This window comes from Piscicoccus intestinalis NBRC 104926, from assembly GCF_001515525.1.
Classification (GTDB): Bacteria; Actinomycetota; Actinomycetes; order Actinomycetales; family Dermatophilaceae; genus Kineosphaera; species Kineosphaera intestinalis.
Window position 1 is genome coordinate 1 of sequence record NZ_BCNQ01000025.1, and the last position, 26,270, is coordinate 26,270.

Annotated in this window: 21 protein-coding genes; 14 read left to right on the forward strand and 7 right to left on the reverse strand. The window is 70.9% G+C overall.

Annotated features, from left to right (window positions below; translation table 11 throughout):
• Nucleotides 1–864, reverse strand: an 864-nt coding sequence (locus PINTE_RS06340; protein WP_505803146.1) for an SLC5/6 family protein, incomplete at its 3' end; no start/stop codon positions are given.
• Between the two features lie 271 nt (nucleotides 865–1,135).
• Between PINTE_RS06340 and PINTE_RS24180 the strand changes: the two genes are divergently transcribed.
• The 5 genes from PINTE_RS24180 to PINTE_RS06365 all read left to right on the forward strand — a co-directional run bounded on the left by PINTE_RS24180 (nucleotide 1,136) and on the right by PINTE_RS06365 (nucleotide 6,408).
• The gene (locus PINTE_RS24180; protein WP_068427623.1) at nucleotides 1,136–1,336 is read left to right on the forward strand and encodes a hypothetical protein; all 201 of its coding nucleotides are present in this window, start codon (nucleotides 1,136–1,138) and stop codon (nucleotides 1,334–1,336) included.
• A complete protein-coding gene (locus PINTE_RS06350; RefSeq protein ID WP_068427625.1) occupies nucleotides 1,333–1,710 on the forward strand; it encodes a hypothetical protein in 378 nt (125 codons plus the stop codon). The genes PINTE_RS24180 and PINTE_RS06350 overlap by 4 nt, the downstream gene beginning before the upstream one ends.
• Nucleotides 1,711–1,955: 245 nt before the next feature.
• Nucleotides 1,956–2,315: a divalent-cation tolerance protein CutA gene (gene cutA / locus PINTE_RS06355; protein WP_068427627.1), complete on the forward strand. Its 360-nt coding sequence runs from the start codon at nucleotides 1,956–1,958 to the stop codon at nucleotides 2,313–2,315.
• Nucleotides 2,316–2,779: 464 nt separating this feature from the next.
• Entirely contained in the window at nucleotides 2,780–5,359 is a 2,580-nt protein-coding gene (locus tag PINTE_RS06360; RefSeq protein ID WP_084343316.1) for a sodium-translocating pyrophosphatase, read from the forward strand.
• On the forward strand, nucleotides 5,356–6,408 hold the full coding sequence (locus PINTE_RS06365; RefSeq protein ID WP_068427629.1) for a glycosyltransferase family protein: 1,053 nt from the start codon (nucleotides 5,356–5,358) through the stop codon (nucleotides 6,406–6,408). Before PINTE_RS06360 ends, PINTE_RS06365 begins: the two co-directional genes overlap by 4 nt.
• A 56-nt stretch (nucleotides 6,409–6,464) precedes the next feature.
• Here the strand turns inward: PINTE_RS06365 and PINTE_RS06370 are convergent, their stop codons facing one another.
• Both PINTE_RS06370 and PINTE_RS06375 read right to left on the reverse strand, forming a co-directional pair.
• A complete protein-coding gene (locus PINTE_RS06370; RefSeq protein WP_068427657.1) occupies nucleotides 6,465–7,532 on the reverse strand; it encodes a hemolysin family protein in 1,068 nt (355 codons plus the stop codon).
• Nucleotides 7,529–9,016, reverse strand: coding sequence for a hemolysin family protein (locus tag PINTE_RS06375; RefSeq protein WP_084343313.1), 1,488 nt, complete (start codon nucleotides 9,014–9,016; stop codon nucleotides 7,529–7,531). Before PINTE_RS06375 ends, PINTE_RS06370 begins: the two co-directional genes overlap by 4 nt.
• Nucleotides 9,017–9,226: 210 nt before the next feature.
• Here PINTE_RS06375 and PINTE_RS06380 point away from each other — a divergent pair, with 210 nt between their 5' ends.
• The 3 genes from PINTE_RS06380 (at nucleotide 9,227) to PINTE_RS06390 (ending at nucleotide 14,243) form a co-directional block, all read left to right on the forward strand.
• Nucleotides 9,227–13,186, forward strand: a complete 3,960-nt coding sequence (locus PINTE_RS06380) for a multifunctional oxoglutarate decarboxylase/oxoglutarate dehydrogenase thiamine pyrophosphate-binding subunit/dihydrolipoyllysine-residue succinyltransferase subunit (RefSeq protein WP_373280143.1) — start codon at nucleotides 9,227–9,229, stop codon at nucleotides 13,184–13,186.
• A 178-nt stretch (nucleotides 13,187–13,364) separates the two neighbouring features.
• Nucleotides 13,365–13,541, forward strand: a complete 177-nt coding sequence (locus PINTE_RS06385) for a DUF6104 family protein (protein WP_157087111.1) — start codon at nucleotides 13,365–13,367, stop codon at nucleotides 13,539–13,541.
• A gap of 6 nt (nucleotides 13,542–13,547) precedes the next feature.
• Entirely contained in the window at nucleotides 13,548–14,243 is a 696-nt protein-coding gene (locus PINTE_RS06390) for a GDSL-type esterase/lipase family protein (protein WP_084343314.1), read from the forward strand.
• Nucleotides 14,244–14,375: 132 nt separating this feature from the next.
• Here the strand turns inward: PINTE_RS06390 and PINTE_RS06395 are convergent, their stop codons facing one another.
• Nucleotides 14,376–14,714 (reverse strand): 2TM domain-containing protein, encoded by a 339-nt coding sequence (locus PINTE_RS06395; protein WP_174523993.1) that lies wholly within the window; start codon nucleotides 14,712–14,714, stop codon nucleotides 14,376–14,378.
• A 120-nt stretch (nucleotides 14,715–14,834) separates the two neighbouring features.
• Here PINTE_RS06395 and PINTE_RS06400 point away from each other — a divergent pair, with 120 nt between their 5' ends.
• Nucleotides 14,835–15,851, forward strand: coding sequence for a DUF4097 family beta strand repeat-containing protein (locus tag PINTE_RS06400; protein WP_068427635.1), 1,017 nt, complete (start codon nucleotides 14,835–14,837; stop codon nucleotides 15,849–15,851).
• Nucleotides 15,829–17,190, forward strand: coding sequence for a PadR family transcriptional regulator (locus PINTE_RS24870; protein WP_068427637.1), 1,362 nt, complete (start codon nucleotides 15,829–15,831; stop codon nucleotides 17,188–17,190). Before PINTE_RS06400 ends, PINTE_RS24870 begins: the two co-directional genes overlap by 23 nt.
• Before the next feature lie 97 nt (nucleotides 17,191–17,287).
• Here the strand turns inward: PINTE_RS24870 and PINTE_RS06410 are convergent, their stop codons facing one another.
• Entirely contained in the window at nucleotides 17,288–18,256 is a 969-nt protein-coding gene (locus PINTE_RS06410; RefSeq protein ID WP_068427639.1) for a zinc-binding dehydrogenase, read from the reverse strand.
• Nucleotides 18,257–18,381: 125 nt separating this feature from the next.
• On the opposite strand from PINTE_RS06410, the gene wecB reads away from it, so the two are divergent.
• Nucleotides 18,382–19,536: a non-hydrolyzing UDP-N-acetylglucosamine 2-epimerase gene (wecB, locus tag PINTE_RS06415; RefSeq protein WP_068427641.1), complete on the forward strand. Its 1,155-nt coding sequence runs from the start codon at nucleotides 18,382–18,384 to the stop codon at nucleotides 19,534–19,536.
• Nucleotides 19,537–19,601: 65 nt separating this feature from the next.
• Here wecB and PINTE_RS06420 read toward each other — a convergent pair whose 3' ends face one another.
• Nucleotides 19,602–20,840, reverse strand: coding sequence for an NAD(P)-dependent malic enzyme (locus tag PINTE_RS06420; RefSeq protein ID WP_084343315.1), 1,239 nt, complete (start codon nucleotides 20,838–20,840; stop codon nucleotides 19,602–19,604).
• A gap of 611 nt (nucleotides 20,841–21,451) precedes the next feature.
• Here PINTE_RS06420 and PINTE_RS06425 point away from each other — a divergent pair.
• From PINTE_RS06425 to PINTE_RS06435, 3 genes are read left to right on the forward strand one after another with little or no spacing between them, the layout of a single operon-like run.
• Entirely contained in the window at nucleotides 21,452–22,582 is a 1,131-nt protein-coding gene (locus PINTE_RS06425) for a hypothetical protein (RefSeq protein WP_157087112.1), read from the forward strand.
• A gap of 10 nt (nucleotides 22,583–22,592) precedes the next feature.
• Nucleotides 22,593–24,137 carry a hypothetical protein gene (locus PINTE_RS06430; protein WP_174523994.1) on the forward strand — a complete coding sequence of 515 codons (1,545 nt, stop codon included), beginning with the start codon at nucleotides 22,593–22,595 and terminating at the stop codon, nucleotides 24,135–24,137.
• The gene (locus PINTE_RS06435; RefSeq protein ID WP_068427645.1) at nucleotides 24,137–25,150 is read left to right on the forward strand and encodes a glycosyltransferase family 2 protein; all 1,014 of its coding nucleotides are present in this window, start codon (nucleotides 24,137–24,139) and stop codon (nucleotides 25,148–25,150) included. The genes PINTE_RS06430 and PINTE_RS06435 overlap by 1 nt, the downstream gene beginning before the upstream one ends.
• A gap of 53 nt (nucleotides 25,151–25,203) precedes the next feature.
• Here the strand turns inward: PINTE_RS06435 and PINTE_RS06440 are convergent, their stop codons facing one another.
• Nucleotides 25,204–26,226: a LacI family DNA-binding transcriptional regulator gene (locus tag PINTE_RS06440; protein WP_068427647.1), complete on the reverse strand. Its 1,023-nt coding sequence runs from the start codon at nucleotides 26,224–26,226 to the stop codon at nucleotides 25,204–25,206.
• Nucleotides 26,227–26,270: the final 44 nt, after the last annotated feature.

Here is a 26,270-nt window from a genome sequence, read left to right on the forward strand (position 1 = left end):
GCCGGCGAGGATCTCGAACGAGGAGTTGGCGAACGCCACGACCAGACCGGAGCTGGCCATGTTGGCCTTGCGCCGCTGGTAGGAGGCGTAGGTGATCATGATGCCGAACGCGATCGACAGTGAGAAGAAGATCTGCGCGTAGGCGGCCACCCACACCGTCGGGTTGAGCAGCGCCGCCCAGTTCGGGGTGAACAGGGCGTTGAGTCCGTCGACGGCACCCGGCAGCGTGAGCGCGCGGATCACCAGGCCCGTGAACGCGACGACGAGCAGCGGCAGGAGCAGGCTGTTCATCGCCTGCACGCCCTTGGCCACGCCGAGCGCGAGCGTGACGAGCACGGCGATCCACACGAGCACGAGCGGGATGCCGACCGCGGGCACGATGTGCGTGGAGATCACCGGGTCACCGACCTGCAGGTACTCCTCGACGAAGAAGGCCGTTGGGTCGTGGGCCCAGCGCAGGTCGAAGGAGTAGACGAAGTAGCTGCACGACCAGGCGATGACCGCCGCGTAATACACGGCGATGATGAACGAGATCATCGTCTGGAACCAACCGAGCCACTCGGCCCTGCGGTGCACCCGCCGGAAGGCCAGCGGCGCGGTGCCGCGGAACCGGTGCCCGACGGAGTAGTCGAGGAAGAGGATCGGGATACCCGCTGTGAGCAGGGCGAACAGGTACGGGATCAGGAATGCCCCGCCGCCGTTCTCGTAGGCGACCCCGGGGAATCGCCAGATGTTGCCGAGCCCGACCGCCGAACCGATGGCCGCGAGGATGAAACCTCGCTGGCTGGTCCACTGCTCGCGCTGCTGCGTGCCGCTCGTGGTGCTCACCGCGTTCCGCCCCTTTCGTGCCGTGCGTCCGCACATCTAATCAGGCTGCACCGACAAGACGGGCCGAGGCGAGGCGGAAACCGGTCGAATCGCGACGAAACGGCACCCGCACCCCCCATCAACACACGGCTCGCCAGCCAGGCGGCCCGCTCGATCGAGCCGAGCAACGCAAGGATCTCGCCCTTCTCTTCTCCCCCACCGGCAGGCCGCCGGTGTTGATGATCCTCCAAGAACGTCTACACAGTCCTGGCCCCGTTCGACGCGCCTCGGTCGACAAGGACGCGGCCGCGCACACGAAGGCCTGCCGATGCCCCCCGAAAACACTCTGCGCGCCTGGGTCGACGAGTCCGGATCCGACTGGGCCCACGACCCCGGCACCTACGTTCTGGCGGCCGCAATCGGCCGACCAGACGCTGAACCGGCCATCCGCGCGCAGATCAGCCGCCTGCGCCTGCCCGGTCAGGTCAAGCTGCACTGGCGAGACGAGAACGCCAAACGCGCTCGATGATCACCCACGCGGTGGCCGGTTACGACCTCGAGCACCTGGTCGTCGTGCGCGCCGGCGCCGCCAACGACCGCCCCGAGCGACGCCGACGCAAGTGCCTCGAACGGCTCCTCCACGAGTTGGAGACCAAAGCCGTCGACGACATCGTCCTCGAGTCCCGAGGCCCGGCAGACGACCGACGAGACATCGAGATGCTCAACGCACTGCGCGGGCAGCACTACCTGTCCACCGCGACCCGGCTCACCCACGTCGTCGGCCGCCTCGAGCCCATGCTCTGGATTCCCGACGCTGTCTGCGGAGCCATCACGAGTGCCCGCACCGGCGACCCGGGCCTCCAGGCCATCCTCAAGGATCGACTGACCCTGATCGACATCTGAAAGGCCCTACCAATAGCGCGAGCCCCGGGCCCTGTCGTCCGGCAGGAAATCCCGAGGCTCACTTCCCCATCCCTCGCAAGGGGGGGCTTCGAGTTCCACTGTACCCCCAGACCACGACCCCAGCGAGGAGACAGATGCCTCGCGGCCTGCCCAGACGCCGACGCCGAGGAGAGGCCGCGAAGGCCGCGAAGGCCGCCGAGCATCCGGACAACCTAGACACCCACCCCGGCTGAGACAGTGGCCGCATGAGCACCCCCGAGAGCCCGCACACCCCGATCGTCGACATCGTCGACATCGTCGAGATCGTCATCACCGGTCCCGCCGACTTCGTCGACCGTCACGTCGGCGACCTGGTCGGCGAGCGGCTCATCGCGTGCGCGCAGTGCGCCGATGTGCGCTCGGTGTACCGCTGGGAGGGTGCCGTCGAACGGGACGGCGAGGTGCGCGCGCACCTGCACACGACCGCCTCCCGCGCCCGCGAGGTGACTCGCCGGATCGCTGCCGAGCACCCTTATGACGTGCCGTGCATCCTCGTCGTGCCGGTGGTCGACGCGCTCCCGGAGTACGCCCGCTGGGTGGCGCAGGAGGTGGAGGACACCCGCTGAACAGGCGCGGCGCACCGGACCGATCCAGACCGCACACACGTTTTGGCGGTGACCTCTCGCGAGCGGTCACCGACCGTCTTGCCGCACAACACTGCAGGTCAGAGTGCCGCAGTGAACCCACAGAGACCGGATCGACCACTCGGCACCTCTCGAGCGATCACCACACACAATAGTGTGTGATATACGCCAGTGCGGCACTCGGAGGGAACCCGACAGGAGGGGGCCTAAAGGCCCATGTGAGCCGAGAACGCCGCGCCTAGGGTCGTGCGGTGAGGGCGATGTCGCCCCACCAGTCGATGATCCGAGGCCGCATGTCCGAGCTACCCGCCTGCAGAAGCCGGTCCGTTCTCGACGAGCCCACCGCTCGCCGTCGGACCGAGCACCGAGGGCCCACCGCGCCCCCCGAGCCCACCGCGCCCCCCGAGCCCCCCGCGCCCCCAGCCCGCCGCCCACGCGGCCGACTCCTGTCCGCAGCCGCGCTCGCGGGCGCCGTCCCGTTCCTCGCCTCCTGCGCCACGGCGCAGAGCATCCCGGGCACCACCGGAGGAGGTCACTCCGGAGGCGGTGAGGCCAGCCTCGTGCTCCCCGACCTGTCGGTCGTCTCCCTCGCCGGCGGCGTCTCCGGGCGCGCACTGCTCGGCGGCTCCGTCGTCATCTGCCTGCTCGGCCTGCTGTTCGGCCTCGTGTCGTTCCTGCAGCTGCGCCGCGCCCCGGTGCACGAGTCGATGCGCGACGTGGCCGAGCTCATCTATGCAACCTGCAAGGCCTACCTCGTGCGGCAGGGCCGGTTCCTGCTCGTGCTGTGGGTGTTCATCACCGCGGTCATCGTCATCTACTACCGCTTCCTCGTCGGGTTCAGCTGGGGCCGGCTCGGCATCATCGTCGGCTTCTCGCTGCTCGGCATGGCCGGCTCCTACGCCGTCGCCTGGTTCGGCATCCGCGTCAACACGTTCGCCAACGCCCGCACGGCGTTCGCGTCGCTGCGCGGCAAGCCGTTCGACGTGCACCGCATCCCGCTGAAGTCGGGCATGAGCATCGGCATGGTGCTCATCAGCCTCGAGCTGATCATGATGCTCGCGATCCTGCTGTTCCTGCCCGCCGACGTCGCCGGCGCCTGCTTCATCGGCTTCGCCATCGGCGAGTCGCTCGGCGCGAGCGCCCTGCGCATCGCGGGCGGCATCTTCACCAAGATCGCCGACATCGGCGCCGACCTCATGAAGATCGTCTTCAAGATCGACGAGGACGACCCGCGCAACCCCGGCGTCATCGCCGACTGCACCGGCGACAACGCCGGCGACTCCGTGGGCCCGAGCGCCGACGGATTCGAGACCTACGGCGTCACCGGCGTCGCGCTCGTCACCTTCGTGCTGCTCGCCGTCGAGGACGTCAACCTGCAGGCCACCCTGTTGGTCTGGATCTTCGTCGTGCGCGCCGCGATGATCGTCGCCGCGTGGGCCGCGTACATGCTCAACGCCGTCTGGGTGAAGTCGCGCTACGGCGAGGCCGAGCGGATGAACTTCGAGACCCCGCTGACCACGCTCGTGTGGCTGACGTCGGTGCTGTGCATCGCGCTCACCTACGTGACGACGTGGTTCGTGCTCGGGCACTACGACGGCATGCTCTGGCTCGAGCTCGCCTCGATCATCACGTGCGGCACGCTGGCCGGCGCGCTCATCCCCGAGCTCGTCAAGGTGTTCACCTCCACCGCCTCCGGGCACGTGCGCGAGGTCGTCAAGAGCTCCCGTCAGGGCGGCGCGAGCCTGGACATCCTCTCCGGCCTCGTCGCCGGAAACTTCTCGGCGTTCTGGCTCGGCATGACGATCGTCGGCCTCATGAGCGTCGCGTACTTCATCGCGAGCATCGGGCTGGGCACCTACATGGTGGCCCCCGCGGTCTTCGCCTTCGGCCTCGTGGCGTTCGGCTTCCTCGGCATGGGCCCGGTGACGATCGCGGTCGACTCCTACGGCCCGGTCACCGACAACGCCCAGAGCGTCTACGAACTCTCCCGCATCGAGTCGGTGCCCGGCGTCGAGGAGCAGATCCGCCGCGACCACGGCATCGAGCCCCGCTGGGAGAAGGCCAAGCTCATGCTCGAGGAGAACGACGGCGCCGGCAACACGTTCAAGGCGACCGCCAAGCCGGTGCTCATCGGCACCGCCGTCGTGGGCGCCACGACGATGATCTTCTCGATCGTCATCGGCCTGACCGCCGGCCTGACCACCGACATGGGCAACCTGTCGATCATGCACGCCCCGTTCCTGCTCGGGCTCATCACCGGCGGCGCGATCATCTACTGGTTCTCCGGCGCCTCCATCCAGGCCGTGACCACCGGCGCGAACCGGGCCGTCGAGTTCATCAAGGACACGATCAAGCTCGACGCGACCGCCGAACGGGCCAGCGAATCCGACTCCCGTCGGGTCGTGGAGATCTGCACCCAGTACGCCCAGCAGGGCATGCTGACGATCTTCCTCGCCGTCTTCTTCGCGACCCTGGCGTTCGCGTTCATCGAGCCGTTCTTCTTCATCGGCTACCTCGTCTCGATCGCGATCTTCGGTCTGTACCAGGCGATCTACATGGCCAACGCCGGTGGCGCGTGGGACAACGCGAAGAAGGTCGTCGAGGTCGACCTGCACATGAAGGGCACCTCGCTGCACGACGCCTCGATCGTCGGCGACACCGTCGGCGACCCGTTCAAGGACACCTCGTCGGTGGCGCTCAACCCGATCATCAAGTTCACGACGCTGTTCGGGCTGCTCGCGGTCGAACTCGCGGTGTCGCTGCGTCACCAGGGGCTGGACACCCTCGTGCTCGTGCTCGCGGCCGTGTTCTTCCTCATCGCCGTGTTCTTCATCTACCGCTCCTTCTACGGCATGCGGATCCAGGGCGGCGACCCCGACGACGACCTGACCGACCCCGAGGACGAGCCGCCGTTGAACGCCCCGGACAGCCGCCCGGGTCAGGAGTCAGTGCAGGGCGCCGGGCACCCGACGCGCTCGGATGAGGGCGACTCCACCGGGGCCGTCCGGATGGGAGGCCAGCGATGAGGATCGCGGTCAAGCGCGACGACACCGTCGTCGACGCCGAAGGTCACGTGGCCGGACACGACGCGGGCGCCACCCTGGTGCGGCGGCTGCTGCGGCTGTTCCCCGACTCCGTGCTCATCGGGCCGTCGGCCCGGCGCTGCGAGGGCTTCGACGTGGCCCCCGCGGAGTTCCTCGACCCGGCCGACACCGTCGTCATCAACATGGACGTGCTCGACTCCCCCTACCTGTGGGAGGTCATGGCCACGCCGGACGCCCGGCCGCGGATCATGAACTTCGTGTGGTGGAGCACGTCCACGCTCACCGACGACGTGCAGCGCGCCTCGGTCGCGCTGTCGTGCGCGCTGTTCCCCACGTTCGCCAACTCCGAGCGCACGGCCACCGAGATCCGCGAGGTCGTCGACCGGTGGACGGTCAAGGCGGTGCGCGACAAGGCCCGGCTCGCCTGGGTCAACCTCGGTTTCCGCGTCGAGCACGTGCAGCCGCGCGAGAAGACGGAGACGCCGATCGTGCTGTACCCGGCGATCTACCTGTCGAAGCGCAAGCGGCCGGATCTGTTCTTCCAGGTGCTCGAGAAGGTGCACCGCGACCTGCCGCTGCGCGTGGAGATGCGGCTGCACGAGTCGCACCTGGTCACCGAGCGGGCGATGGACCTGTCCCGGCACAACTGGGTGTGGATCGGCCCGCTCACCGCGTTGCGCTCGGACTACTGGCACGCCCTGGCCCGCACGACGGCCTTCCTGGCCACCGCCGACGAGGAGTCGTACGGCCTGTCCTACGTCGAGGCCCTCGGAGCCGGTGTCGTCGGCATCATGCCCGACAAGCCGTGGGCCCGGGCGCTCGTGCCGGAGGCCTACCCGTACTTCTACTCCGATGCCGCGCAGGCCGAATCGATGCTGCGCGACGTGCTCGCCGACCCCGACGCCGCGCGCCGGGCCCTCGACGAGTGCACCGGAGGCGGGTCGTTCGTCGACTGGATCCAGGCCCGCCACGACGACGACGCGTTCGAGCGGGAGCTCTCCGAGCACGTGCACACCTGGTTCGGAGCCTGACCGGTCCCACCGGCCAACACCCGACGCCGCCCGAGGCTCACGACGCCGCCCCTCGTTCAGGACGAGGGGCGGCGTCGTCCGTCGGTGGTCAGCTGCGAGGCGTCGGTGACCTCGCCGACGAGCTCCTCGAGCACGTCCTCGAGGAAGACGACGCCGGAGGGTTCGCCGCCGTCGGCGACGACCCGCGCCAGGTGGGCGCCGGTGCCCTGCATCGTCGCGAGCACGTCCTCCACCTCGTCGCCGGGGCGCACGGTGGCCAGCGGGCGGATGCGGCGGCGCGGCACCGGCTCCTCGCGCTGCACGTCGTCGGCGTACAGGATGTCCTTCAGGTGCAGGTAGCCCACGAGGTCGCCGCCGGCGCCGCGCACCGGGAAGCGGGAGAAGCCTTGCCGGGCCACGAGCCGCTCGACCTGGTCGGGGGTGACGCCGGCCTCGACGGTGACGAGCGAGTCGACCGGCACCGCGACGTCGGAGGCCACCCGGTCCCTGAACTCCAGCGCGCGGGTCGTCAGGCCCTGCTGTCCCGCCTCGAGCAGACCCTCGCGGCCTGACTCCAGCACGATCTCCTGCACCTCGGCTGCGGTGTAGGCCGAGGTCATCTCGTCTTTGGGCTCCACGCCGAGCAGCCGCACCGCGCCCTTGGCGAGCCACTCGAGGGCGGCGATGACCGGCCGCAGCGCCTTGGTGATGAGCAGCAGCGCCGGGGCCAGCAGGAGGGCCGCGGAGTCGGGGCCGGCGATCGCCATGTTCTTCGGCACCATCTCACCGAGCACGACGTGCAGGTAGACGACGACGAGCAGCGCGATGACCAGCGCCACCCAGTAGCTGGGCACCTCGTCCAGCCCGATGCGCAGGAACAGCGGTTCGATGAGGTGGTGCAGCGCATCCTCGGCGAACGCGCCGAGCAGCACCGAGCACACGGTGATGCCCAGCTGCGCGCACGCCAGCAGCGACGCGACGTGTTCGAGGGCCTCCAGGCTCATCGCGGCCCGGCGGCTGCCCGCCTCCGCGAGCGGTTCGAGCTGGCTGCGCCGGGAGGCCATGATCGCGAACTCGGCGCCGACGAAGAACGCGTTGCCCGCCAGCAGCACCAGCGAGAACAGCAGCGCCACGGTCGAACTCATCGGTGACCCCCGTCCGTGTGCCCGGCCGGCCCGGTCGACGGTGGGTTGTCGGCCGGAATCGGGCTGCCGGGCGGGGTCGGGCTGCCGGGCCGGGCCGACCACGACCCCGGCACGACGACCACGGCCTGGCCCTCGGGCACGGCGCGACCGGTGGACGGCACCTCCGGCCCGAACTCCTCGTCTCCGGTGGCCGGTGTCATCCGGAGCCGGTCGACGCGCCGCCCGTCCATCGCCTGCACCGTGATCGCCCACCCGGGCAGCAGCGCCCGGTCGCCGACCGCCGGCACCCGCCCGAGCGCGGCCATCATGAAGCCGCCCATCGTCTCGTAGGCGGCGCCGTCGGGCACGGGCACGCCGATCCGGGTGCGCACCTCGTCGGGGCGCCACATGCCGGGCACCGTCCAGCCGCCGCCGGGCAGGCTGGCTCCGGCGTCGTGTTCGGGGCCCCTCGGGTCGTGTTCGTCGGCGACCTCCCCGACGATCTCCTCGATGACGTCCTCGAGCGTGACCACCCCGCTCGTGCCGCCGTATTCGTCGACGACGACCGCGAGCTGGTGACCCCGGCGCAGCACGAGCAGCAGCGGGTCGAGGCGGATCGTCTCGGGCACCAGCCGGGCCGTCGTCATCAGCGCGGAGACGGGCACGTCGCCGCGGCGGTCGTGCGGCACCGCGATCGCCTTCTTGACGTGCACGAGCCCGTCGATGTCGTCCCAGTCGTCGCCGACGACCGGGAACCGGGAGTGGCCGGTGCGCCGGGCCAGGTCGACGACGTCCGCGGCGCTGGCCGTGCGTTCGATCGAGACGCACCGCACCCGCGGGGTCATGACGTCGGCGGCGGTACGGCCTCCGAAATCCAGGGAGCGGGTCACCCGAAGCGCCACGTCCTGGTCGAGGGTGCCGGCCAGCGCCGAGCGCCGCACGATCGAGGCGAGCTCGGTCGGCGTGCGCGCGCCCGACAGCTCCTCGGTGGGCGTGATGCCGAACGACTCGAGCACCGCGTTCGCCGACCCGTTGAGCACGACGATGAGCGGCTTGAAGATGAGCCCGAACACCTGCACCGGCCCCGCGACGACCCGGGCGGTGCCCATCGGCGCCGAGATGCCGAGGAACTGCGGGATGAGTTCGCCGACGACCATCGAGAAGATCGAGGCGATGATCAGCGCGAGCAGCGACGAGACCGGTTGCACACTCTCCTGTGGCAGCCCCACCGCCGCCAGCGCGGGCTGCACGAGGATGCCGACCGAGGGGGTCGCGAGGTAACCGAGCAACAGCGTGGTCAGCGTGATGCCGACCTGCGCGGCAGACAACTGTGTGGACAGCCGCCGGAGCGAGGCGAGCACGGTGCGGGCCCCGGCGTCGCCCTCGTCGACGGCTCGTTGCACGCTGGATCGGTCCAGCGCCACAAGTGAGAATTCGGCGGCGACGAACAGGGCCGTGCCGAGGGTGAGGAGCACTCCCAGGCCGGCCAGTAGCCACTCGGTCATAGGCAATCCATGTTATTCGCCACATCTCCCGATCGCGGTGCCACATGTAGGCTGGCGCATAGTACGCCCACGCGGCGTCCGGTTGACGGCCGCGGGGGCTCAAGCCGTCATCGACGACGAGACGAAAGAGGCGTTTGCGCCGTGCCCGACCAGTCCGCCCACCCCGATCCCACGCTCGCCTTCGGCCCGAACACGTGGTTCGTCGACGAGTTGTACGAGCAGTACCGCCAGGATAAGAACTCCGTGGACCGGTCGTGGTGGCCGATCTTCGAGGGCTACTCTCCAGGCTCGGGATCGGTGCAGCCAGGGTCCGGTCCGCGCGGCACCGCGAACGGCTCGGCGCCTGCGCGCTCCTCTGACAACGGCCGCCCCGCTCAGGGCTCGGCCACCTCCGCGCCCACCCCCGCCGGGGATTCCAGCGACAGTTCCGCAGCGACCGACAAGGACGAGACCATGAGCCAGACCGCGGCCCGACGGAGCACCCCCATGGAGCCGCACAAGGCGCCTGCTCCGAAGAAGACGACCCCGGCGAAGAAGAGCGCCCCGCCGAAGACGGCGGCGCCACAGAGCGAGAAGAGCGAGAAGAGCGAGCGGCCCGAGCCCCCGGCTCCGCAGGCCACCCCGGCCCGCGACCGGGCCGGCGCCGGCGACCAGGCCGCGACCAACGACGAACCGGACCGCTCGAGCACCATCGACTCCACCGACTTCGCGCCCCGCAGCGAGCCCAAGTCGCGCCAGATGCCGACGCCGCGCGACGCGCAGGCCCCCCGCTCCGCTGCCAAGGGCGAGGAGGAGACGGTCAAGCCGCTCAAGGGCCCGGCCGCGCGCATCGTTGCGAACATGGACTCGAGCCTGACGGTGCCGACCGCCACCAGCGTGCGGGGCATCCCGGCCAAGGCCCTCATCGAGAACCGCGTCGCGATCAACGCCCACTTGCGCCGCAACCGAGGCGGCAAGGTGAGCTTCACGCACATCATCGGCTACGCCATCGTGCAGGCGCTCAAGGCGATGCCCGACATGAACAACTCGTTCGAGGAGAAGGACGGCAAGCCGACGCTCGTGCAGCCGGCGCACGTCAACTTCGGTCTCGCGATCGACCTGCCGCGCCCCGACGGCACCCGCTCGCTCGTCGTGCCGAGCATCAAGGCCGCCGAGCAGCTCGACTTCTTCGCCTTCTGGAACGCCTACGAGGAGCTCGTCCGCAAGGCCCGCGGCGGCAAGCTCACGATGGACGACTTCCTCGGCACGACCATCTCGCTGACCAACCCGGGCACGATCGGCACCGTGCACTCCGTGCCCCGCCTCATGAAGGGTCAGGGCGCGATCATCGGCGTCGGGGCGATGGAGTACCCGGCCGAGTGGCAGGGCGCGGCCGCCGAGACGATCGCGCGCCTGGGAATCAGCAGGATCATGACGCTGACCTCGACGTACGACCACCGCATCATCCAGGGCGCCGGCTCCGGTGAGTTCCTGCGTCTCATCCACCAGATGCTGCTCGGCGAGGACGACTTCTACGACGACATCTACGAGTCGCTGCGCATCCCCTACGAGCCGATCCGGTGGAGCCGGGACGTCTCGGCCACGCACGACGACGACCTCAACAAGACGGTGCGCGTGCAGAAGCTCATCCACGCCTACCGCGTGCGCGGGCACCTGCTCGCCGACACCGACCCGCTGGAGTACCGCCAGCGCCGTCACCCCGACCTGCAGCTGGCCACCCACGGCCTGACGATCTGGGATCTCGACCGCGAGTTCGCGACCGGCGGCTTCGGCGGCAGCCCGATGCTGCAGCTGCGCGACATCCTCGACCGGCTGCACTCGGCGTACTGCCGCACGATCGGCGCCGAATTCATGCACATCCAGGACCCGGACCAGCGCGAATGGCTGCAGGACCGGCTCGAGGTGCCGCAGCCGCGGGTGCCCCGCGAGGAGCAGATGCGCATCCTGCGCCGGCTCAACGCCGCGGAAGCCTTCGAGACCTTCCTGCAGACGAAGTTCGTCGGGCAGAAGCGGTTCAGCCTCGAGGGCGGCGAGTCGGTCATCGCGATGCTCGACCAGATCCTGCAGTCCAGCGCCAAGGAGCACATGGACGAGGTCTGCATCGGCATGCCGCACCGCGGCCGTCTCAACGTGCTGGCGAACATCGCCGGCAAGAGCTACGGGCAGATCTTCCGCGAGTTCGAGGGCGCCTACGACCCCGGCAGCGTGCAGGGCTCCGGCGACGTCAAGTACCACCTCGGCACCGAGGGCGAGTACACGACCGAGGACGGCTCGGAGAAGACCAAGGTCTACCTCGCGGCCAACCCCTCCCACCTGGAGGCGGTCAACCCGGTGCTCGAGGGCATCGTGCGGGCCAAGCAGGACCGGCTCGACCGGCACGGCGAGGCGTTCACCGTGCTGCCGGTCCTCATGCACGGCGACGCGGCGTTCGCCGGCCAGGGCGTCGTGCTGGAGACGCTGCAGCTGAGCCAGCTGCGCGGCTACCGCACCGGCGGCACGATCCACATCATCGTCAACAACCAGGTCGGCTTCACGACGGCGCCGAGCAGCTCGCGCTCCTCGGTGTACTCCTCCGACCCGGCCCGCACGATCCAGGCGCCGATCTTCCACGTCAACGGCGACGACCCGGAGGCCGTGGTGCGGGTGGCCCAGCTCGCCTACGACTTCCGGCAGACGTTCGCCAAGGACGTCGTCATCGACATGGTGTGCTACCGCCGCCGCGGTCACAACGAGGGCGACGACCCGTCGATGACGCAGCCGCTGATGTACCACCTCATCGAGGCCAAGCGCTCGGTGCGAAAGCTGTACACCGAGGCCCTCATCGGTCGTGGCGACATCACGAACGAAGACGCCGACACCGCGATGCGCGACTACCAGAAGCGCCTCGAGCAGGTGTTCGTCGAGACCAAGGACGCGCTGCGCAAGAAGGACTCCGCCGACACCCGCGGCCTGGAGCGTCCGACCGCGCAGGAGCAGGACGACCACACGCCCGACCGGGCCGAGGAGGAGACGTCGATCTCGCAGGAGCTGCTGCACCGGCTCGGCGACGTGTGGGTCTCCTACCCGGACCACTTCGACGTGCACCCCAAGCTCGTCAAGATCCTCAACAACCGACAGAAGATGACCCGCGAGGGCGGCATCGACTGGGCCACCGGCGAGCTGCTCGCCTTCGGGTCGCTGCTCACCGAGGGCGTGCCGGTGCGGCTGTCCGGCCAGGACAGCCGGCGCGGCACGTTCACCCAGCGGCACGCGGTGCTCGTCGACCGCACGGACGCCGAGGAGTGGACCCCGCTGCTGTACCTGGGCAACCAGGCGCGGTTCTGGGTGTACGACTCGCTGCTCAGCGAGTTCGCGGCGGTGGGCTTCGAGTACGGCTACTCGGTGGAACGGCCCGACGCGCTCGTGCTGTGGGAGGCGCAGTTCGGCGACTTCGCCAACGGCGCGCAGACGATCACCGACGAGTTCATCTCCAGCAGCGAGCAGAAGTGGAACCAGCGCAGCTCGGTGACGCTGCTGCTGCCGCACGGGTATGAGGGCCAGGGTCCCGACCACAGCTCGGCGCGTATCGAGCGGTACCTGCAGCTGTGCGCGCAGGACAACATGATCGTCGCGCACCCGTCCACCCCGGCGAGCCACTTCCACCTGCTGCGTCGGCAGGCGTACGCGCGGCCGCGCAAGCCGCTCATCGTGTTCACGCCCAAGCAGCTGCTGCGCCTGAAGGCGGCGCAGAGCCCGACGGAGGCGTTCACGCACGGTCGTTTCCAGCCGGTGCTGGCCGATCACACCCAGCCGGCGCCGCGCGGCGTCGACCGGGTGATCATCGCCAGCGGCCGCGTCGTCTACGACCTGGAGGCCTGGCGCACCAAGCACGAGGAGAACTCGACGGCGATCATCCGGCTCGAGCAGTACTACCCGCTGCCCGCGGCCGAGCTGGCCAAGGAGCTGTCGCGCTACCCCGACGCCGACGTCGTCTGGGTGCAGGACGAGCCGCGCAACCAGGGCGGCTGGCCGTTCCTCGCGCTCAACCTGCCGGCGGCGCTCGCCCAACACGGCGAGACCCGCGCGCTGAAGGTCGTCTCCCGTCCGGAGTCGGCCGCGCCGTCGACCGGCTCCAGCAAGCAGCACGCCGCCCAGCAGGAGGAGTTGCTCACCGCGGCCTTCGCCCGCTGACCACTTCTAGCCGAGCCCACGACCCGAGAACTGCGGGTCGCGGTCGGGACTGCGGTCCGTGCCGCAGTTCTCACCGCGACCCGCAGTTCTCGGTGTCGTTCTCGGCGTCGGTGCGGGCGGCGCGCGCCGGGACGGACGGTGCGACGGGCGTTGCCCCCAGTAGGGCAGAATGAACGTCGTGTACTTCACCGATCGTGGCATCGAGGAGCTGGCCGGGCGCCGCGGCGACGAGGAAGTCACGTTCGACTGGCTGGCCGAGCAGCTGCGCACGTTCGTGGACCTCAACCCCGAGTTCGAGACACCTATCGAGCGGCTGGCAACCTGGCTGGCACGACTTGATGACGACGAGGACTGATCACGCGTGAGCAATGACGGATACGGGAGCGACTACGCCGAGGAGTACGGCGACAGCGACATCCCGACCCACTTCACCCCCAGCGCGGAGTCGTTCGTGCACGACGGGCCGCGTGACGTCGGGATCGTCTTCATCGGTGACTCCTTCGTGGCCGGCTACGGCGACCCCAAGGGGCACGGCTGGGTGTCGCGGGTCGTCGGCCGCACGCACCACCCCGACCTCGACCTGACTGCCTACAACATCGGCGTGCGCGGCGACTCCTCCGCCGACGTGCTGGCTCGCTGGCGCACCGAGGGCCTGCTGCGCTGGAAGGACCGCCGTGAGCGCCGGCTCGTCGTCGCCGTCGGCCAGGCCGATCTCGCGCAGGGGCTGACCACCGCCCGGTCCCGGCTCAACCTCGCGAACGTGCTCGACGACGCGACGGCCCGGGGCATCGCGCCCTTCGTCGTCGGACCGCCTCCGACCCTCGACGCGGAGGTCAACGAGCGGCTGGAGATCATCGTCGAGGCCCAGGCCGACGTGTGCTCGCGGCGCTCGATCCCGTTCGTCGACTGCTTCTACCCGCTGTCCGAGCACGACCAGTGGATCAGCGAACTGTCCGCCTCCCGCGACGGCCGCCACCCCGGCCAGGCCGGCTACGGCCTCCTCGCGTGGCTCGTGCTGCACGGCGGCTGGGAGACCTGGCTCCAGATCGCCCCCTGAGCCCCCTCGCCCTAACCTCGCTCTGTCGGCCGAAGGCTGCCCTTTCGGTCGAGGGCTCGTGCTACAGCCGGAGCCCTCGACCGAAAGGGCAGCCTTCGGCCGGTGTTGGGGCGGGTGACGGGCGGGCGGGGGTCAGCGGTCCTGGGGGCCATCGAGGGGGCGCTTGCGGCGCAGCTTGGCGGCTTCGCGGGCGATCTCCTCCTCGGTGGGCTCCTTGTCCCAGGTCAGCGAGAAGCCGTGGATCGCGAGCCCGAGGCCCCATCCGGCGGCGGGCCAGATCGGCCAGAAGTAGCCGGCGCCGCTGCTGAGCCAGATGATGACGAGCAGGGCCATGACCAGGGCGTAGACCGTGGCGTGCACGCGGAACGCGCGGCGCGCCTCGATCCGCTTGAGCGCCCGCTTGCGCATCGCCGGGTCGCGCTCGATCCGGCCGTCGTAGGGATCGAGCGGAGCCGGTACGGCATCATCCATGCCCCCACCGTAGATCCGTCCGGGGCAGGCGGCGTCAGGGATGTCCCCCATTGCCCCACCTCACGACGCGATATATCGTGACTTTCCAGGAGTTGCGATATATCGCGAAGGGGACAGTTCATGAACGGAACATGGCAGATCGACCGGCCCTACACGCAGGAGTACGGCTCGGCCACCGACCGGATCCACAGCGTCACCGTGGTCCTCGTCGGGGGACGGCTCGACGTCGTCTCCCAGCCGGGTCACGGCGGCGTGCGCTGCGACGTGCAGGCCGTGCAGGGTCGCCCGCTGACCGTCTCGATGATGGACGGCGCGCTGCGCATCGAACACCACAAGGAGTCGGGTGGGCAGCTTCTCGACATGCTCAAGGGCTTCCTCGTCAACGGCCGCAACGCCACGGCGCGGGTGACGCTGACCGTGCCCACGGGCACGAAGGTCTCCGTCAACACCGTCGGCGCCGACGTGCTCGTCGGCGGGGTCGACGGCGAGGTCTCGGTCAACACCGTCTCCGGCTCCGTCAGCCTGTCGCGGCTCGGCGGCCGGGTCGACGTCAAGACCGTGAGCAGCGCGATCGACGCGAGCGGCCTGCGCGGCGAGCTGAAGAGCAAGTCGGTCTCCGGCGGGCTCACGGTCGACGCCTCGGCGCTGCGCTCGGCGAAGCTGGGCACCGTCTCCGGGCCGATCCTGCTCGACCTCGCCGGCTCGTCCGGGCTGGTCACCGCCACCGGGGTGTCCGGCGACATGACGGTGCGGATCCCGGCCGGGTCGGGCTACGACGTCACCGCGGGCTCGCAGTCGGGCCACGTGGTGGTCGACGGCGAGACCCTCTCGGGCGGATCCGGCAGCGACAAGGGCGGTCACCGCGCCGAGGGCGATCGGGCGTTCGCGATGAAGCTGCGGTCGGTCTCCGGCAACGTCGTGGTGCTGCGCGACGGCGCGGAGAGCGACCACGCGGCCTCACCGTTCGTCGTCTCCGGCGACGGGCAGGGCGACGTGCAGGACCTGCGGCCCGGCGCACAGCCAGGCGCGCAGGCCGGCGGCGCGGCGCTGTGGCCCGAGAGCCCGGCCGGCTCCGAGCGCACCGGCGGCGAGCAGTCGGGGGGTGGCGACCGTGATGGCGACGCGACCGGGCGGTGACGGCGGGCCGGTGTTCGGCCACGGCCAGCTGAGGCTGTACCTGCTGGCGGTGCTCGAGGAGGGGCCGCGCAGCGGATACGACGTGATCCGCGGGCTCGAGGACCGCTTCGGCGGGCTGTACTCCCCCAGCGCCGGCACGGTCTACCCGCGGCTGGCCAAGCTCGAGGACGAGGCGCTGGTGACCCGCAGCGACGAGGGCCGTCGCTCCACCTACGCGCTGACGGAGGCGGGCCGCGCCGAACTCGACAGCCGCCGTGACGAACTCGCAGAGCTGGAGGAGAGCCTCGACGCCTCGGCGCAGCGCCTGGCCGAGCAGATGCGCGAGCGCGTGCGCACCGGCGCCGCCGACGTGCGGGCCCGCCTCGAGGAGGCGGCGCGACAGGCTCGGGCGCGGGCCCGCACCTCGACCCCGATGTGGGCGGCCACCGACGCGCAGACCCCCGAAGCGGGCGCCGGAGCCGGTTCACCGGGCTCACCGGGCTCCCCGGGCTCACCGGGCCAGTCGGGCCGATCGAGGTCTGCCGGATCCGCGGGGGCTGCCGGGCCGGGCGCCCACACCGGAGGCGCCGGACCGTTCGTGCCGCCGGCGTTCGGGGGCGGTTTCCCGTTCGGGCAGGGCGGCACCCCCGACTGGGCGTCGGTGGCGCGCTGGCTCAGCGACGTCGGGATCACGCCGCCGGGTGGCATGTCCGGGGCCTGGCGGGACTGGGCCGACATGGCCGGTCGCGCGGCGGGCACCGCGGGCCGCGGCGGCGCGGGCACTACCGATGCCGCCGGGCGTGGCTCCTCCAGCGACGCACCCGGACGGCAGCGCCCCTCGGGCGTGTGGGCCGACGCGACCGATCACGTCGACCCCGCGTTCGCCGGCTCGGCGGACTCCGATGCGGGCCAGGCCGATTCGAACACGCCCGGACCGGGAGCGGACACCGCCACGAGCGACTCGGCGCAGGAGCCGCTGCCGCACGAGACGGGCACGGGCTGGCCGGGCGACGTGCAGGTGCCCGGCCTGGGTGACGTGGACGGCGGGCCCGGCTCGGCGGACCACCCCGCCACCGGCGCGACCGGCGACGGCGGGTCGGGTCGCCGGGGCCGCTCGGAATGGGAGGACTTCCTCGGCGGGGGCATTCCCGACTCCGGGCAGCTGCGGGAGATCGGCGAGATCGTCCGCGACGCGGCGACCCGGATCCAAGACGTGCTCGCGCGGTCCGCCCCGCGACGGGACGCGGGCGCCTCGGGAGCGCAGGGCGCGCAGGGTGTGTGGTCGGACGCGACCGACCGGCCGCAGTGGCCCGGCGAGTCACCCGACGAGACGGCGGGAGGCACCGGCTCGGACCGGTGATGTCCGCTCAAGCAGTGCGCCGGCACGAACAGGGGGCGGGCCGGCGCACTGCTCTTGTCCAGGCCCGCTTCGCGCGCCGGCGCGGCGCGCAGCCTGGTCAGCGGGTCAGCACGATCTTGCCGAAGGTCTGCCCGGAGGCGAGTCGCTCGAACGCCTCGCGGGCGCGCTCGAGCGGGTAGGTCGAGTCGATCGTCGGCTCGATGCCGGCGGAGCGGACGAGGTGGGCGAGCCGGTCGAGCTCGAAGCGGGTGCCCATCGTCGAGCCGATGACCCGCAGCTGGCGGAAGAAGATCTTCGTCAGCTCGGCCTTGTCGGGGGCGTCGCCGGACGTGGCGCCGGAGATGACGATCGCGCCGCCGGGGCGCAGCACGTTGACGGAGTGGCTCCACGTGGCGGCGCCCACCGTCTCCACGACGGCGTCGACCTTCTCCGGGAGCCGGGCCCCGGACTCGAACACCGCCTCCGCGCCGAGGTCGAGGGCCCGCTGCCGTTTGGTCTCGTCGCGCGCGGTCACCCACACCCGCAGGCCCGCGGCGGCGCCGAGCTGGATGCACGCGGTGGCGACCCCGCCTCCGGCGCCCTGCACGAGCACGAGGGAGCCGGGCACCAGCTCGCCCTGCGTGAACAGCATCCGGTAGGCGGTCAGCCACGCGGTCGGCAGCGTGGCGGCGGTCTCGAAGCTCATGCCCTCGGGCAGCGGCACGAGGTTGGACTCCGGCACGAGGATGCGCTCGCAGAACGTGCCCTGGTGGATCTCCGAAAGGATGCTGCGGCGCGGGTCGAGGGTCTCGTCGGCGTGCCAGCCGGGCGAGGCGATGACGGAGTGCACGACGACCGGGGAGCCGTCGGCGCTCAGCCCGGCCGCGTCGCAGCCGAGGATCATCGGTAGCCGATCGGCCGGCAGCCCGACACCGCGCAGCGACCACAGATCGTGGTGGTTCAGCGTCGCGGCCTTCAAGTCGACCACGGCCCAACCGGGCTCGGGCTGCGGATCGGGCCGGTCTCCGACCACCAAGCCGGAGAGCGGATCGTCGCGGGAGATCGAGCGGGCGTACGCGGCGAGCATGGCCTCGAATCTAGTCGGCGGTGTCCCGCCGCGCGCGACCTTCGAAGGGGACGCCGCTTTGGCTAGGCTCACCACGAAGGGCCCACGCCACACGCCGCCATGCCGCCACGCACAAGGAGACGGTGATGACGAAGGTCATGACGATCGTGGGTACGCGACCGGAGATCATCCGCCTGTCCCGGGTCATCCCGCGCCTGGACGCCAGCGTCGACCACGTGCTCGTGCACACCGGGCAGAACTACGACTACGAGCTCAACGGGATCTTCTTCGACGAGCTGCAGATCCGCCGGCCCGACCACTTTCTCGAGGTCGACACCTCCAGCCTCGGGCGGGTGCTCGGCGACACCCTCGTCAAGACGGAGACGGTGTTGCGCGACGAGCGCCCCGACGCCGTGCTCATCAACGGCGACACGAACAGCACGATCGCGGCCGTCATCGCCAAGCGCCTGCGGGTGCCCGTCTACCACATGGAGGCGGGCAACCGCGCCTTCGACGAGAACGTGCCGGAGGAGACCAACCGCCGCATCATCGACCATGTCGCCGACTTCAACCTCGTGTACTCCGAGCATGCCCGCCGGCTGTTGCTCGCCGAGGGCCTGCACCCGCGGCGGGTGCTGCTCACCGGCTCCCCGATGAAGGAGGTGCTGGAGCACCATCGCGGCGCGGTCGAGGCGAGCACCGCGACGACCGACCTCGGCCTCGAACGGCGCAGCTACCTGCTCGTCAGCGCCCACCGCGAGGAGAACGTCGACGACCCGCGCCGGCTCGGTGCGCTGCTCGACTGTCTCGTGCGCGCCCGCGACATCTTCGAGGTGCCGGTGCTCGTCTCCACCCATCCGCGCACCCGGCAGCGCCTCGACGTGCTCTCGCTGCGCCCCGGCGAGGAGCGCGACCTGACCGGCATCACCTTCCACCCACCCCTGGGGTTCATCGACTACGTGCGGCTGCAACGCGATTCGCTGTGCGTGCTGTCCGACAGCGGCACCGTGGCCGAGGAGTCGTCGCTGCTGCGTTTTCCGGCCGTCACGCTGCGCGACTCGATCGAGCGGCACGAGGCCCTGGAGGCGGGCGCCGTCGTCATGACCGGCCTCGACCCCGACAACGTCGTCGAGGCCATCCGGGAGACCACGAGCGGCCTCGACGAGCAGGGCCACACCTGCCTGCCGGTTCCCGCCGGCTACGAGATCGACAACTGCTCGCAGCGCGTCGTGCGCATCATCCTGTCCACGCACCGCCGCCACGAGGCCTGGTCCGGGCTGCGGCCCACCCATCCCGGTTAACCCGGAGACAGGTGGGCCGGCCGGGCCGACGCCACCGACTCCTGCGGCCGCTAGGCCCGCTGCGGCTACGAAACCTGCGGAACCTGCGAGGCCTCCTGCGCGGCGACCGCGCCGACGGCCTGCGCGACGGCCGGCACGACCCGCTCGTCGAGCAGGCTCGGCACGATCTCCTCGGCGCTCGGCTCCTCGATCAGGCCGGCCAGGGCGTCGGCCGCCGCGAGCAGCATCGGCGTCGTCACGCGCGTCACCTCGTGCTCCAGCGCGCCGCGGAAGACGCCCGGCACGACGAGGGCGCTGTTGACCTGGTTGGGCCAGTCGCTGCGGCCCGTCGCGACCACCTCGGCGTGGCGCCGGGCCACCGTCGGGTCGACCTCGGGCCGCGGGTTGGCCAGCGCGAACACGATCGCGCGCGGGGCCATCGCCGCCAGCCGCGCCTCCGCCAGCCGCGCCCCCGACGCCCCGATGAACACGTCGGCGTCCTCGAACGCCGCGGCCAGGGGTCCGGTGAGGCGACGCGGGTTGGTGCGCACGGCCAGTCGGTGCTGGTGCTCCTCCAGGTCGTCGCGGCAGCTCGACACGATGCCGCGCAGGTCGCCGACGACGACGTCGCTCAGGCCGGCCGCCACGAGCAGCATCGCCGTGGCGGTGCCGGCCGCACCGGCTCCGGAGATGACGACGCGCAGGTCTTCGAACCGCTTGCCGACGACCCGGGCCGCGTTGCGCAGCGCCGCGAGGGTCGCCACCGCCGTGCCGTGCTGGTCGGCGTGCAGCACCGGCACGTCGAGCCGCTGCTGCAGCGCCTGCTCGACCCGGAAGCACCGCGGGGCGCTGATGTCCTCGAGGACGATGCCCCCGAACGACGGCGCGACCCGCGCGATGGCGTCGATGAGTTCGGGTGCCGACCCCGGCTCCAGGCACAGCGGCACCGCGTTCAGGCCACCCAGGTCGCTCATGAGGGCCGCCTTCGACTCCATGAGCGGCAGCGCCGCGCGGGGGCCGGCGTTGCCGAGGCCGTGCACGGTGGTGCCGTCGGAGACGACCGCGATCGTGTTGGCCCGCATCGTGTACCGGCGCGCGAGCGTCGGGTCGGCGGCGATGGCCTCACACACCTCGAACACCCCGGGGCTGTAGCGCCGCGCCAGGTCCGCCCGGTCCCGTACCGGACGCCGGACCCGCATCCCGACCTGGCCGCCCTCGACGGCGGCCAGGAGGGCGCCGAGCCCGTCGATGGCGCGCAGGGCGCGGTCGGCGGTCGGCTGCGAGCGGGGGGACGGCATCGACGGGGGTCCGGTGAGCACGGACATGACTAGGAACCTCGTGTCTTGACTCGAAGGAGATCGACGGCCCCCGCGCCGCGCGACGCGTCACCGCGCGCACCGCACACGAGGACACGACGAAGGGTCACCAGGACCACGACGCGAGCAGCCGGAACGATCCAGCTGTAAACGAAGCCAGGGTGACGGCTACTGACACGTCGCGGGGGGTGACCCGCACGGGTCAGGATGACACACCGAGGGCCCAGCGTCACGTTCGCGGGCCCGACGGACCGGACGAACCCTCGATCGGCCCGGCTCCCACCGCCGTTGGATACATCGCCGCGGTCGTCGTCACGGCCCCCGTCCGGCGCTGCGCCAGGAACCACCCGCAGCGCGCTCGGTTGCCCTCGGCGTGGGCCCGCGACACGGCAATTGGGGCGATGAGGCCCTTAGATCCGTAGGCTCGCAGCCGACTGGCTCACTCAGAGGCGACTCACGAATTCCTCGGCTACTGCTGAGCGGTCGTCCAGCAGCGAGTTGGAGGCTGTTTGCGAGGTCGGTACAGTTGACCGGTCGGTGCCTATGCCGTGTGCGGGGGCCCGGAGGCCAGCGCACCGACGAATCCAGACGTACGTGCACGAGGGGGAACTGTGGCCAACGTGGCCGATAGCAATGTCGATCCGTGGGGGCGATCTCTGATCGAGACCCTGCGCCGCTGGTGGTGGATCCCCGCGATCCTCGCCGTGCTGGGCGCCGGGGTCGGCCTGGCGGCCGGGGTCGCCTCACCGAAGACGTCCCAGGCCCTCCTGGCCGTGCAGGTCACCAGCGACAACCCGGACGCGCTGACCCGGGCGGCCACCAACGCCGTCACGGAGGTGTCGACGCAGGAGGTGTACGCCGCCGCCGGTCAGGCCCGCGGCACCAGCGGCGCCGACATGCGCTCGCGCTCCGAGGTGCTCGTGCTTCCCGACTCGACCGTGCTCGCGGTGCGCGTCACCGCCGACACCGCCGACAACGCCGCCGCCGACGCCAACGAGCTCGCCAAGGCGGCCGTCAACCAGGCGCAGACCCGGCTCCAGAACGAGCTGCGCGCGCTCACGACCAACACCGAGACGTTGATCACGTCCGAGGGACTGCGCGACGCCCAGGCCGAGCGTGCCCGCATCAACCAGCTCGGCAGCACGCTGGCCGGTAGCCAGCAGACCCTGCTCACCCAGTCGCGCCAGCTCACCGTGCTGCAGACCGCCAACGCCGAGGACGCGACGTCGACCTCACCGGTGCTGCTCGGCCTGCTCGGCATCATCGGAGGCGGTCTGCTGGGCCTGGCGTTCACGATGCTCTTCGGTGGCCGCCGCGGCCGCATGAACTCCATGCGCGAGATGCGCCGGCTCTACCCGAACCTCGAGTTCATCCCGGCCCGCGACGTGCCCGCGATCATGAGCATGGAGGCCGGCAGCGCCGACCGCGTCGTGCTCTCCGGGGTCCGGGTGCCGGCCGCCTCCGTGCGCAGCCTCGTCGACCCGGTCAACGCGGGCGTCATGGCCGCCGGGCGCAGCCCGCACGTCACCGAGGACGTCGCCCAGTTCGGCTCCGAACACTACGACCGAGAGGGCGAGCGGCTCGTCACCGTGCTGCAGACCCCGCTGTCCGGCGCGATCGTCAAGCGCGTCGCCCGCGACCCGCGCTCGGTGCTCATTGTGCTGGTGCGGCCGCACAAGACCCGATTCGAGTGGCTCGACGAGCACGCGGGCCAGTTCGGCGAGCGCACGTACGTCGTCGTCGACGGCTGAGGCTCCCGTCGTGTCCACGGAACGTCTCGATGCGGCCGCGAACGACGCGGCCGCATCGGCGTCGGCGCGGCACGCTGAGCGCTCTGGGTCGCCCGAGGTGACCGTCCGTCGTCCCGGCCCGGAGCGCCGCGACACCTCGGAGCAGCACTCGCAGGACTGGTCCTTCGCGGACCCCGACGCGCAGTCGCAGGAGCGCACCGGCCGTGGGCGGCACGGGTACCGCGGCGCCGGCGGCGACCCGGTCGCGTGGGTGACCTGGCTGTTCGTGCTCAGCTTCCTCACCCAGCGGATCTCGGCGCTGCCGAACCTGTCGATCCCGATGACGGTGCCGCTCATGGTGCTGTGGCTGTTCGCGGGATGGCGGCTGGGCATCGTGACGATCGAGCCGCGGCGCACCTTCCTGTGGCTGCTGGCCGCCGGCGCGTCCGCCTTCGTCGTGCTGCCGCAGGTGATGTTCGTCAACCAGCTCTACATCAGCGTCAACAGCTGGCTGTTCTGGATCGTCATCTGGCTGCCCGCGTGCTTCATGCTCGTCGATCGCAGCCGGGAGACCTTCCAGCGCGCGCTGCGCTCGATCACGAACATCGGGGTGTGGCTCGGGGTCGTCGCGGCACTGCCGCTGCTGCTGCAGTTCGTCGGGGTGCCCTACCGCGACTACCTCAAGGACGTCGTGCCGGCGCCCTTCCTCGTCGACGGCTTCAACACCGCCTACCCGTTCTTCTACGACAGCCCGCTGACGAAGTCGAACGGGTGGCTGGCGCTCGAGCCGTCGTTCATGTCGTTCACGCTCGGCCTGTGCATCATGGCCGGGCTGCTGTCGCGGGCCCGCACGTGGAAGGTCGCCGTCGCGACCATCGGCATGCTGTGCACCGTCGCGGGCTCCGGCTTCGCGATCGTGCTCGTCGGGCTCCTCGTCATGGTTCTGACCGGCCAGGGCTATCTGCTGAAGAAGTACCTCATGCCGGGCGCAGTGCTGGCGGCGATCGCCATTCCGACGCAGGTCGGTCAGGTCATCATTTCGCGGCTCAACGAGGGCTCCTCCACGAACTCCTCGACGGCGCTGCGCACGTTCGAGCCGTACGTGCACTTGTTCCCCCGCTGGGTCGACTCGTTCCCGCGCGTGGTCTTCGGCGGCGGTGCCGGCTCCTCCCGAGAACTGGTCGAGGGGTCGGGTGTCGACGGGCTCGTCGTGCCGACGGTCGCCAAGGTCTTCTACGACTACGGCATCATCGCGGGCGCTCTGCTGCTGTTCGTCGTGCTCACCTGCTACGTGCGCGGTCCGGAGCCGGCGATCGCCTACGCGGTGCTCGCGTCGATGTTGGTGCTGCAGCCGCCGGCGCAGCCGCTCATGGTGCCGGCGTTCCTGCTGTCCACGTTGTGGTCGCCGGTGCCCTGGGGCGAGCGGCCGCGCATCGTGCGTCGCAGCGGGCCACGCGGCGCGCACCGGCGCAGGTCGGTCTCCCGCTCGGCGGAGACGCCCGGCTCAGAATCGGCCTCCGGGTGGCGTGCCGGTGCGCGCACGCCCTCGTCGTCTACACGATCAGTGGGTGAGTGATGGTTCAGCCGGTTGTCAGCGTGCTCATGCCGGTGCTCAACGAGGAGAAGTCCGTCGAGGAGGCGGTCACCTCCGTGCTCGGGCAGCGGGACGTCGATCTCGAGTTGCTCGTGATCGACGGCCGTTCGGTGGACCGCACGGCGCAGATCGTGCGGGAGATCGCTGCCCGCGAGCCGCGGGTGCGGCTGCTCGACAACCCCGAGGTCATCATCCCGGCCGCCCTCAACGTCGGGCTGGCCGCGGCCGAAGGGGAATTCGTCGCGCGCGTCGACGGGCACGCGTCGATCAGCGGCGACTACCTCGCCCGCGGCATCGGCCACATGCGCCAGGACGAGGAGCTCGCGGCGGTCGGCGGCATCCGCATCGGGGTGAGCACCACGCCCAGCGGACGCGCGGTCGCGATGGCGCTGTCCAGCCCGTTCGGCGTCGGCGACTCGATCAACCACTTCGGCACGCACTTCCAGCTCACCGACCACGCCTCGTTCGGGGTGTACCGCACGGCGGTGGCCCGCGAGGTCGGCGGGTGGGACGAGAATCTGCTGGTCAACGAGGACGTCGACTTCGACCACCGGATCCTCGGCGCCGGGCATCGCATCGCGTTCGACCCCGAGATGCACATCTACTGGCACGTGCGCGAGAGCGCCGGGGCGCTGCTGCGGCAGTACCGCCGTTACGGGCGCGGCAAGGCGGCCATGGCCCGCAAGAACGGGCCGTCGGCGATCCGGCCGCGGCACCTGGCCGCTCCCGTCGCCGTCGTCGGCACCGCGGCGCTGGGCCTGCTCGCCCTGCGGTACCCGCGGCTCGCCGCCGTCGGCTACTCCCCCTACCTGCTCGGGGTGAGCGCCGCCAGCGCCCTCGCGTGGCGCGACCGCGGCACCGAGAAGGTCGACCTGCTCAGCCTGCCGCTGTCGTTCATGGCGATGCACTACGGCTGGGGCCTGGGGTTTCTCGAGGGCTACGTGCTCGGCCGCACCCCCCAGCGGGCCAGCGGCAACTCCCGCACCGCGGGCTGAACAGGCTGTCGCGGCTCACCACCGCTCGCGGTACGCCGCCGCGGCCGCCGGGTTCAACGCCGACCCGGTGAGGATTCCGCCGTAGACCGTCGCACCACCAGCGTCGGCTTCACTCGCGTCGGCGATACGTCCTGGCCAGCGATGAGATCTAACAGCGTCGCGACGCACGCCTCGCCGAGCTCCAGAAACGGCTGTCGCACCGTCGTCAAGGCCGGCTGGAAGTAAGCGGCTCCGGAGATGTCGTCATACCCGACGATCGAGACATCCTCGGGCACCCGCACGCCCGCCTCGCGAAACGCGGCCAGCAACCCCATCGCCATGAGGTCGTTGGAGACTACGACGGCGTCGGGGAGTTCCGAGCAGGTCAATCGCACGCCTGCATCGAAACCCGACTCGGGGCTCCAATCGCCAGACAGGGGCGGTAGGAGAGCGAGCCCGGCTGCTTCCATGGCAGCAGCCCAGCCACGCTCTCTTTCCGCAGCGTCGAACCAGGTGATCGGCCCCCTCAGGTGTGCGATACGGCGATGCCCGAGCGCAATGAGGTGCTCCGTGGCCATCCCGGCTCCCGCGTACTGGTCGACCGAAACGGTGTGCACGCCCGGCTGGTCAGCGACCCCGTCGGCGATGAGCACCTGAGGCACCTTGCCCGTGAGGGGAAGCAGCTGGGGAACCAACTCCTTCTGCGGCGCGATGACCGCGACGCCTTCGACTGCGTGATCGAGCAGTTGATCGACCACCTGCGCAACCTCGGCCTCGCTGGTGTCACGAATCGCCGCAACCAAGGTGGCGTAGCCACGCTCACGCGCGGCCGTCTGAATGCTGGATGAGGTCTGGCCGGGCCCGAAGTACCCACCCTCCGCGACGATGACCCCAATGAGCCCGCTGCGTCGGGTGACGAGCGCGCGGGCACCGAGATCGCGACGGTATCCGATCTGCTCGATGGCTTGCGAGATTCGCTCCTGCGTCGCCGGACTGACGATCTGCGGGTTGTTCAGGTACCGAGAGACCGTTTGATGCGACACCCCGGCGAGCCGCGCTACATCCGCCATGCCCGGACGCCGATTCACGTTGCCCATCACTCTCCTTCACCCCCGAGCCAGTCCTCGGCCCGACCTCGGTG

Coding starts and splice junctions, on each gene's coding strand:
- PINTE_RS06370 (WP_068427657.1), bottom strand. CDS start 7,532: ATGAGTTCGACCGTGGCGCTGCTGTTCTCGCTGGTGCTGCTGGCGGGC.
- PINTE_RS24180 (WP_068427623.1), top strand. CDS start 1,136: ATGCCCCCCGAAAACACTCTGCGCGCCTGGGTCGACGAGTCCGGATCC.
- PINTE_RS06395 (WP_174523993.1), bottom strand. CDS start 14,714: ATGGATGATGCCGTACCGGCTCCGCTCGATCCCTACGACGGCCGGATC.
- PINTE_RS24870 (WP_068427637.1), top strand. CDS start 15,829: ATGGCGACGCGACCGGGCGGTGACGGCGGGCCGGTGTTCGGCCACGGC.
- PINTE_RS06420 (WP_084343315.1), bottom strand. CDS start 20,840: ATGTCCGTGCTCACCGGACCCCCGTCGATGCCGTCCCCCCGCTCGCAG.
- PINTE_RS06440 (WP_068427647.1), bottom strand. CDS start 26,226: ATGGGCAACGTGAATCGGCGTCCGGGCATGGCGGATGTAGCGCGGCTC.
- PINTE_RS06350 (WP_068427625.1), top strand. CDS start 1,333: ATGATCACCCACGCGGTGGCCGGTTACGACCTCGAGCACCTGGTCGTC.
- PINTE_RS06365 (WP_068427629.1), top strand. CDS start 5,356: ATGAGGATCGCGGTCAAGCGCGACGACACCGTCGTCGACGCCGAAGGT.
- PINTE_RS06400 (WP_068427635.1), top strand. CDS start 14,835: ATGAACGGAACATGGCAGATCGACCGGCCCTACACGCAGGAGTACGGC.
- cutA (WP_068427627.1), top strand. CDS start 1,956: ATGAGCACCCCCGAGAGCCCGCACACCCCGATCGTCGACATCGTCGAC.
- PINTE_RS06375 (WP_084343313.1), bottom strand. CDS start 9,016: ATGACCGAGTGGCTACTGGCCGGCCTGGGAGTGCTCCTCACCCTCGGC.
- PINTE_RS06435 (WP_068427645.1), top strand. CDS start 24,137: ATGGTTCAGCCGGTTGTCAGCGTGCTCATGCCGGTGCTCAACGAGGAG.
- wecB (WP_068427641.1), top strand. CDS start 18,382: ATGACGAAGGTCATGACGATCGTGGGTACGCGACCGGAGATCATCCGC.
- PINTE_RS06410 (WP_068427639.1), bottom strand. CDS start 18,256: ATGCTCGCCGCGTACGCCCGCTCGATCTCCCGCGACGATCCGCTCTCC.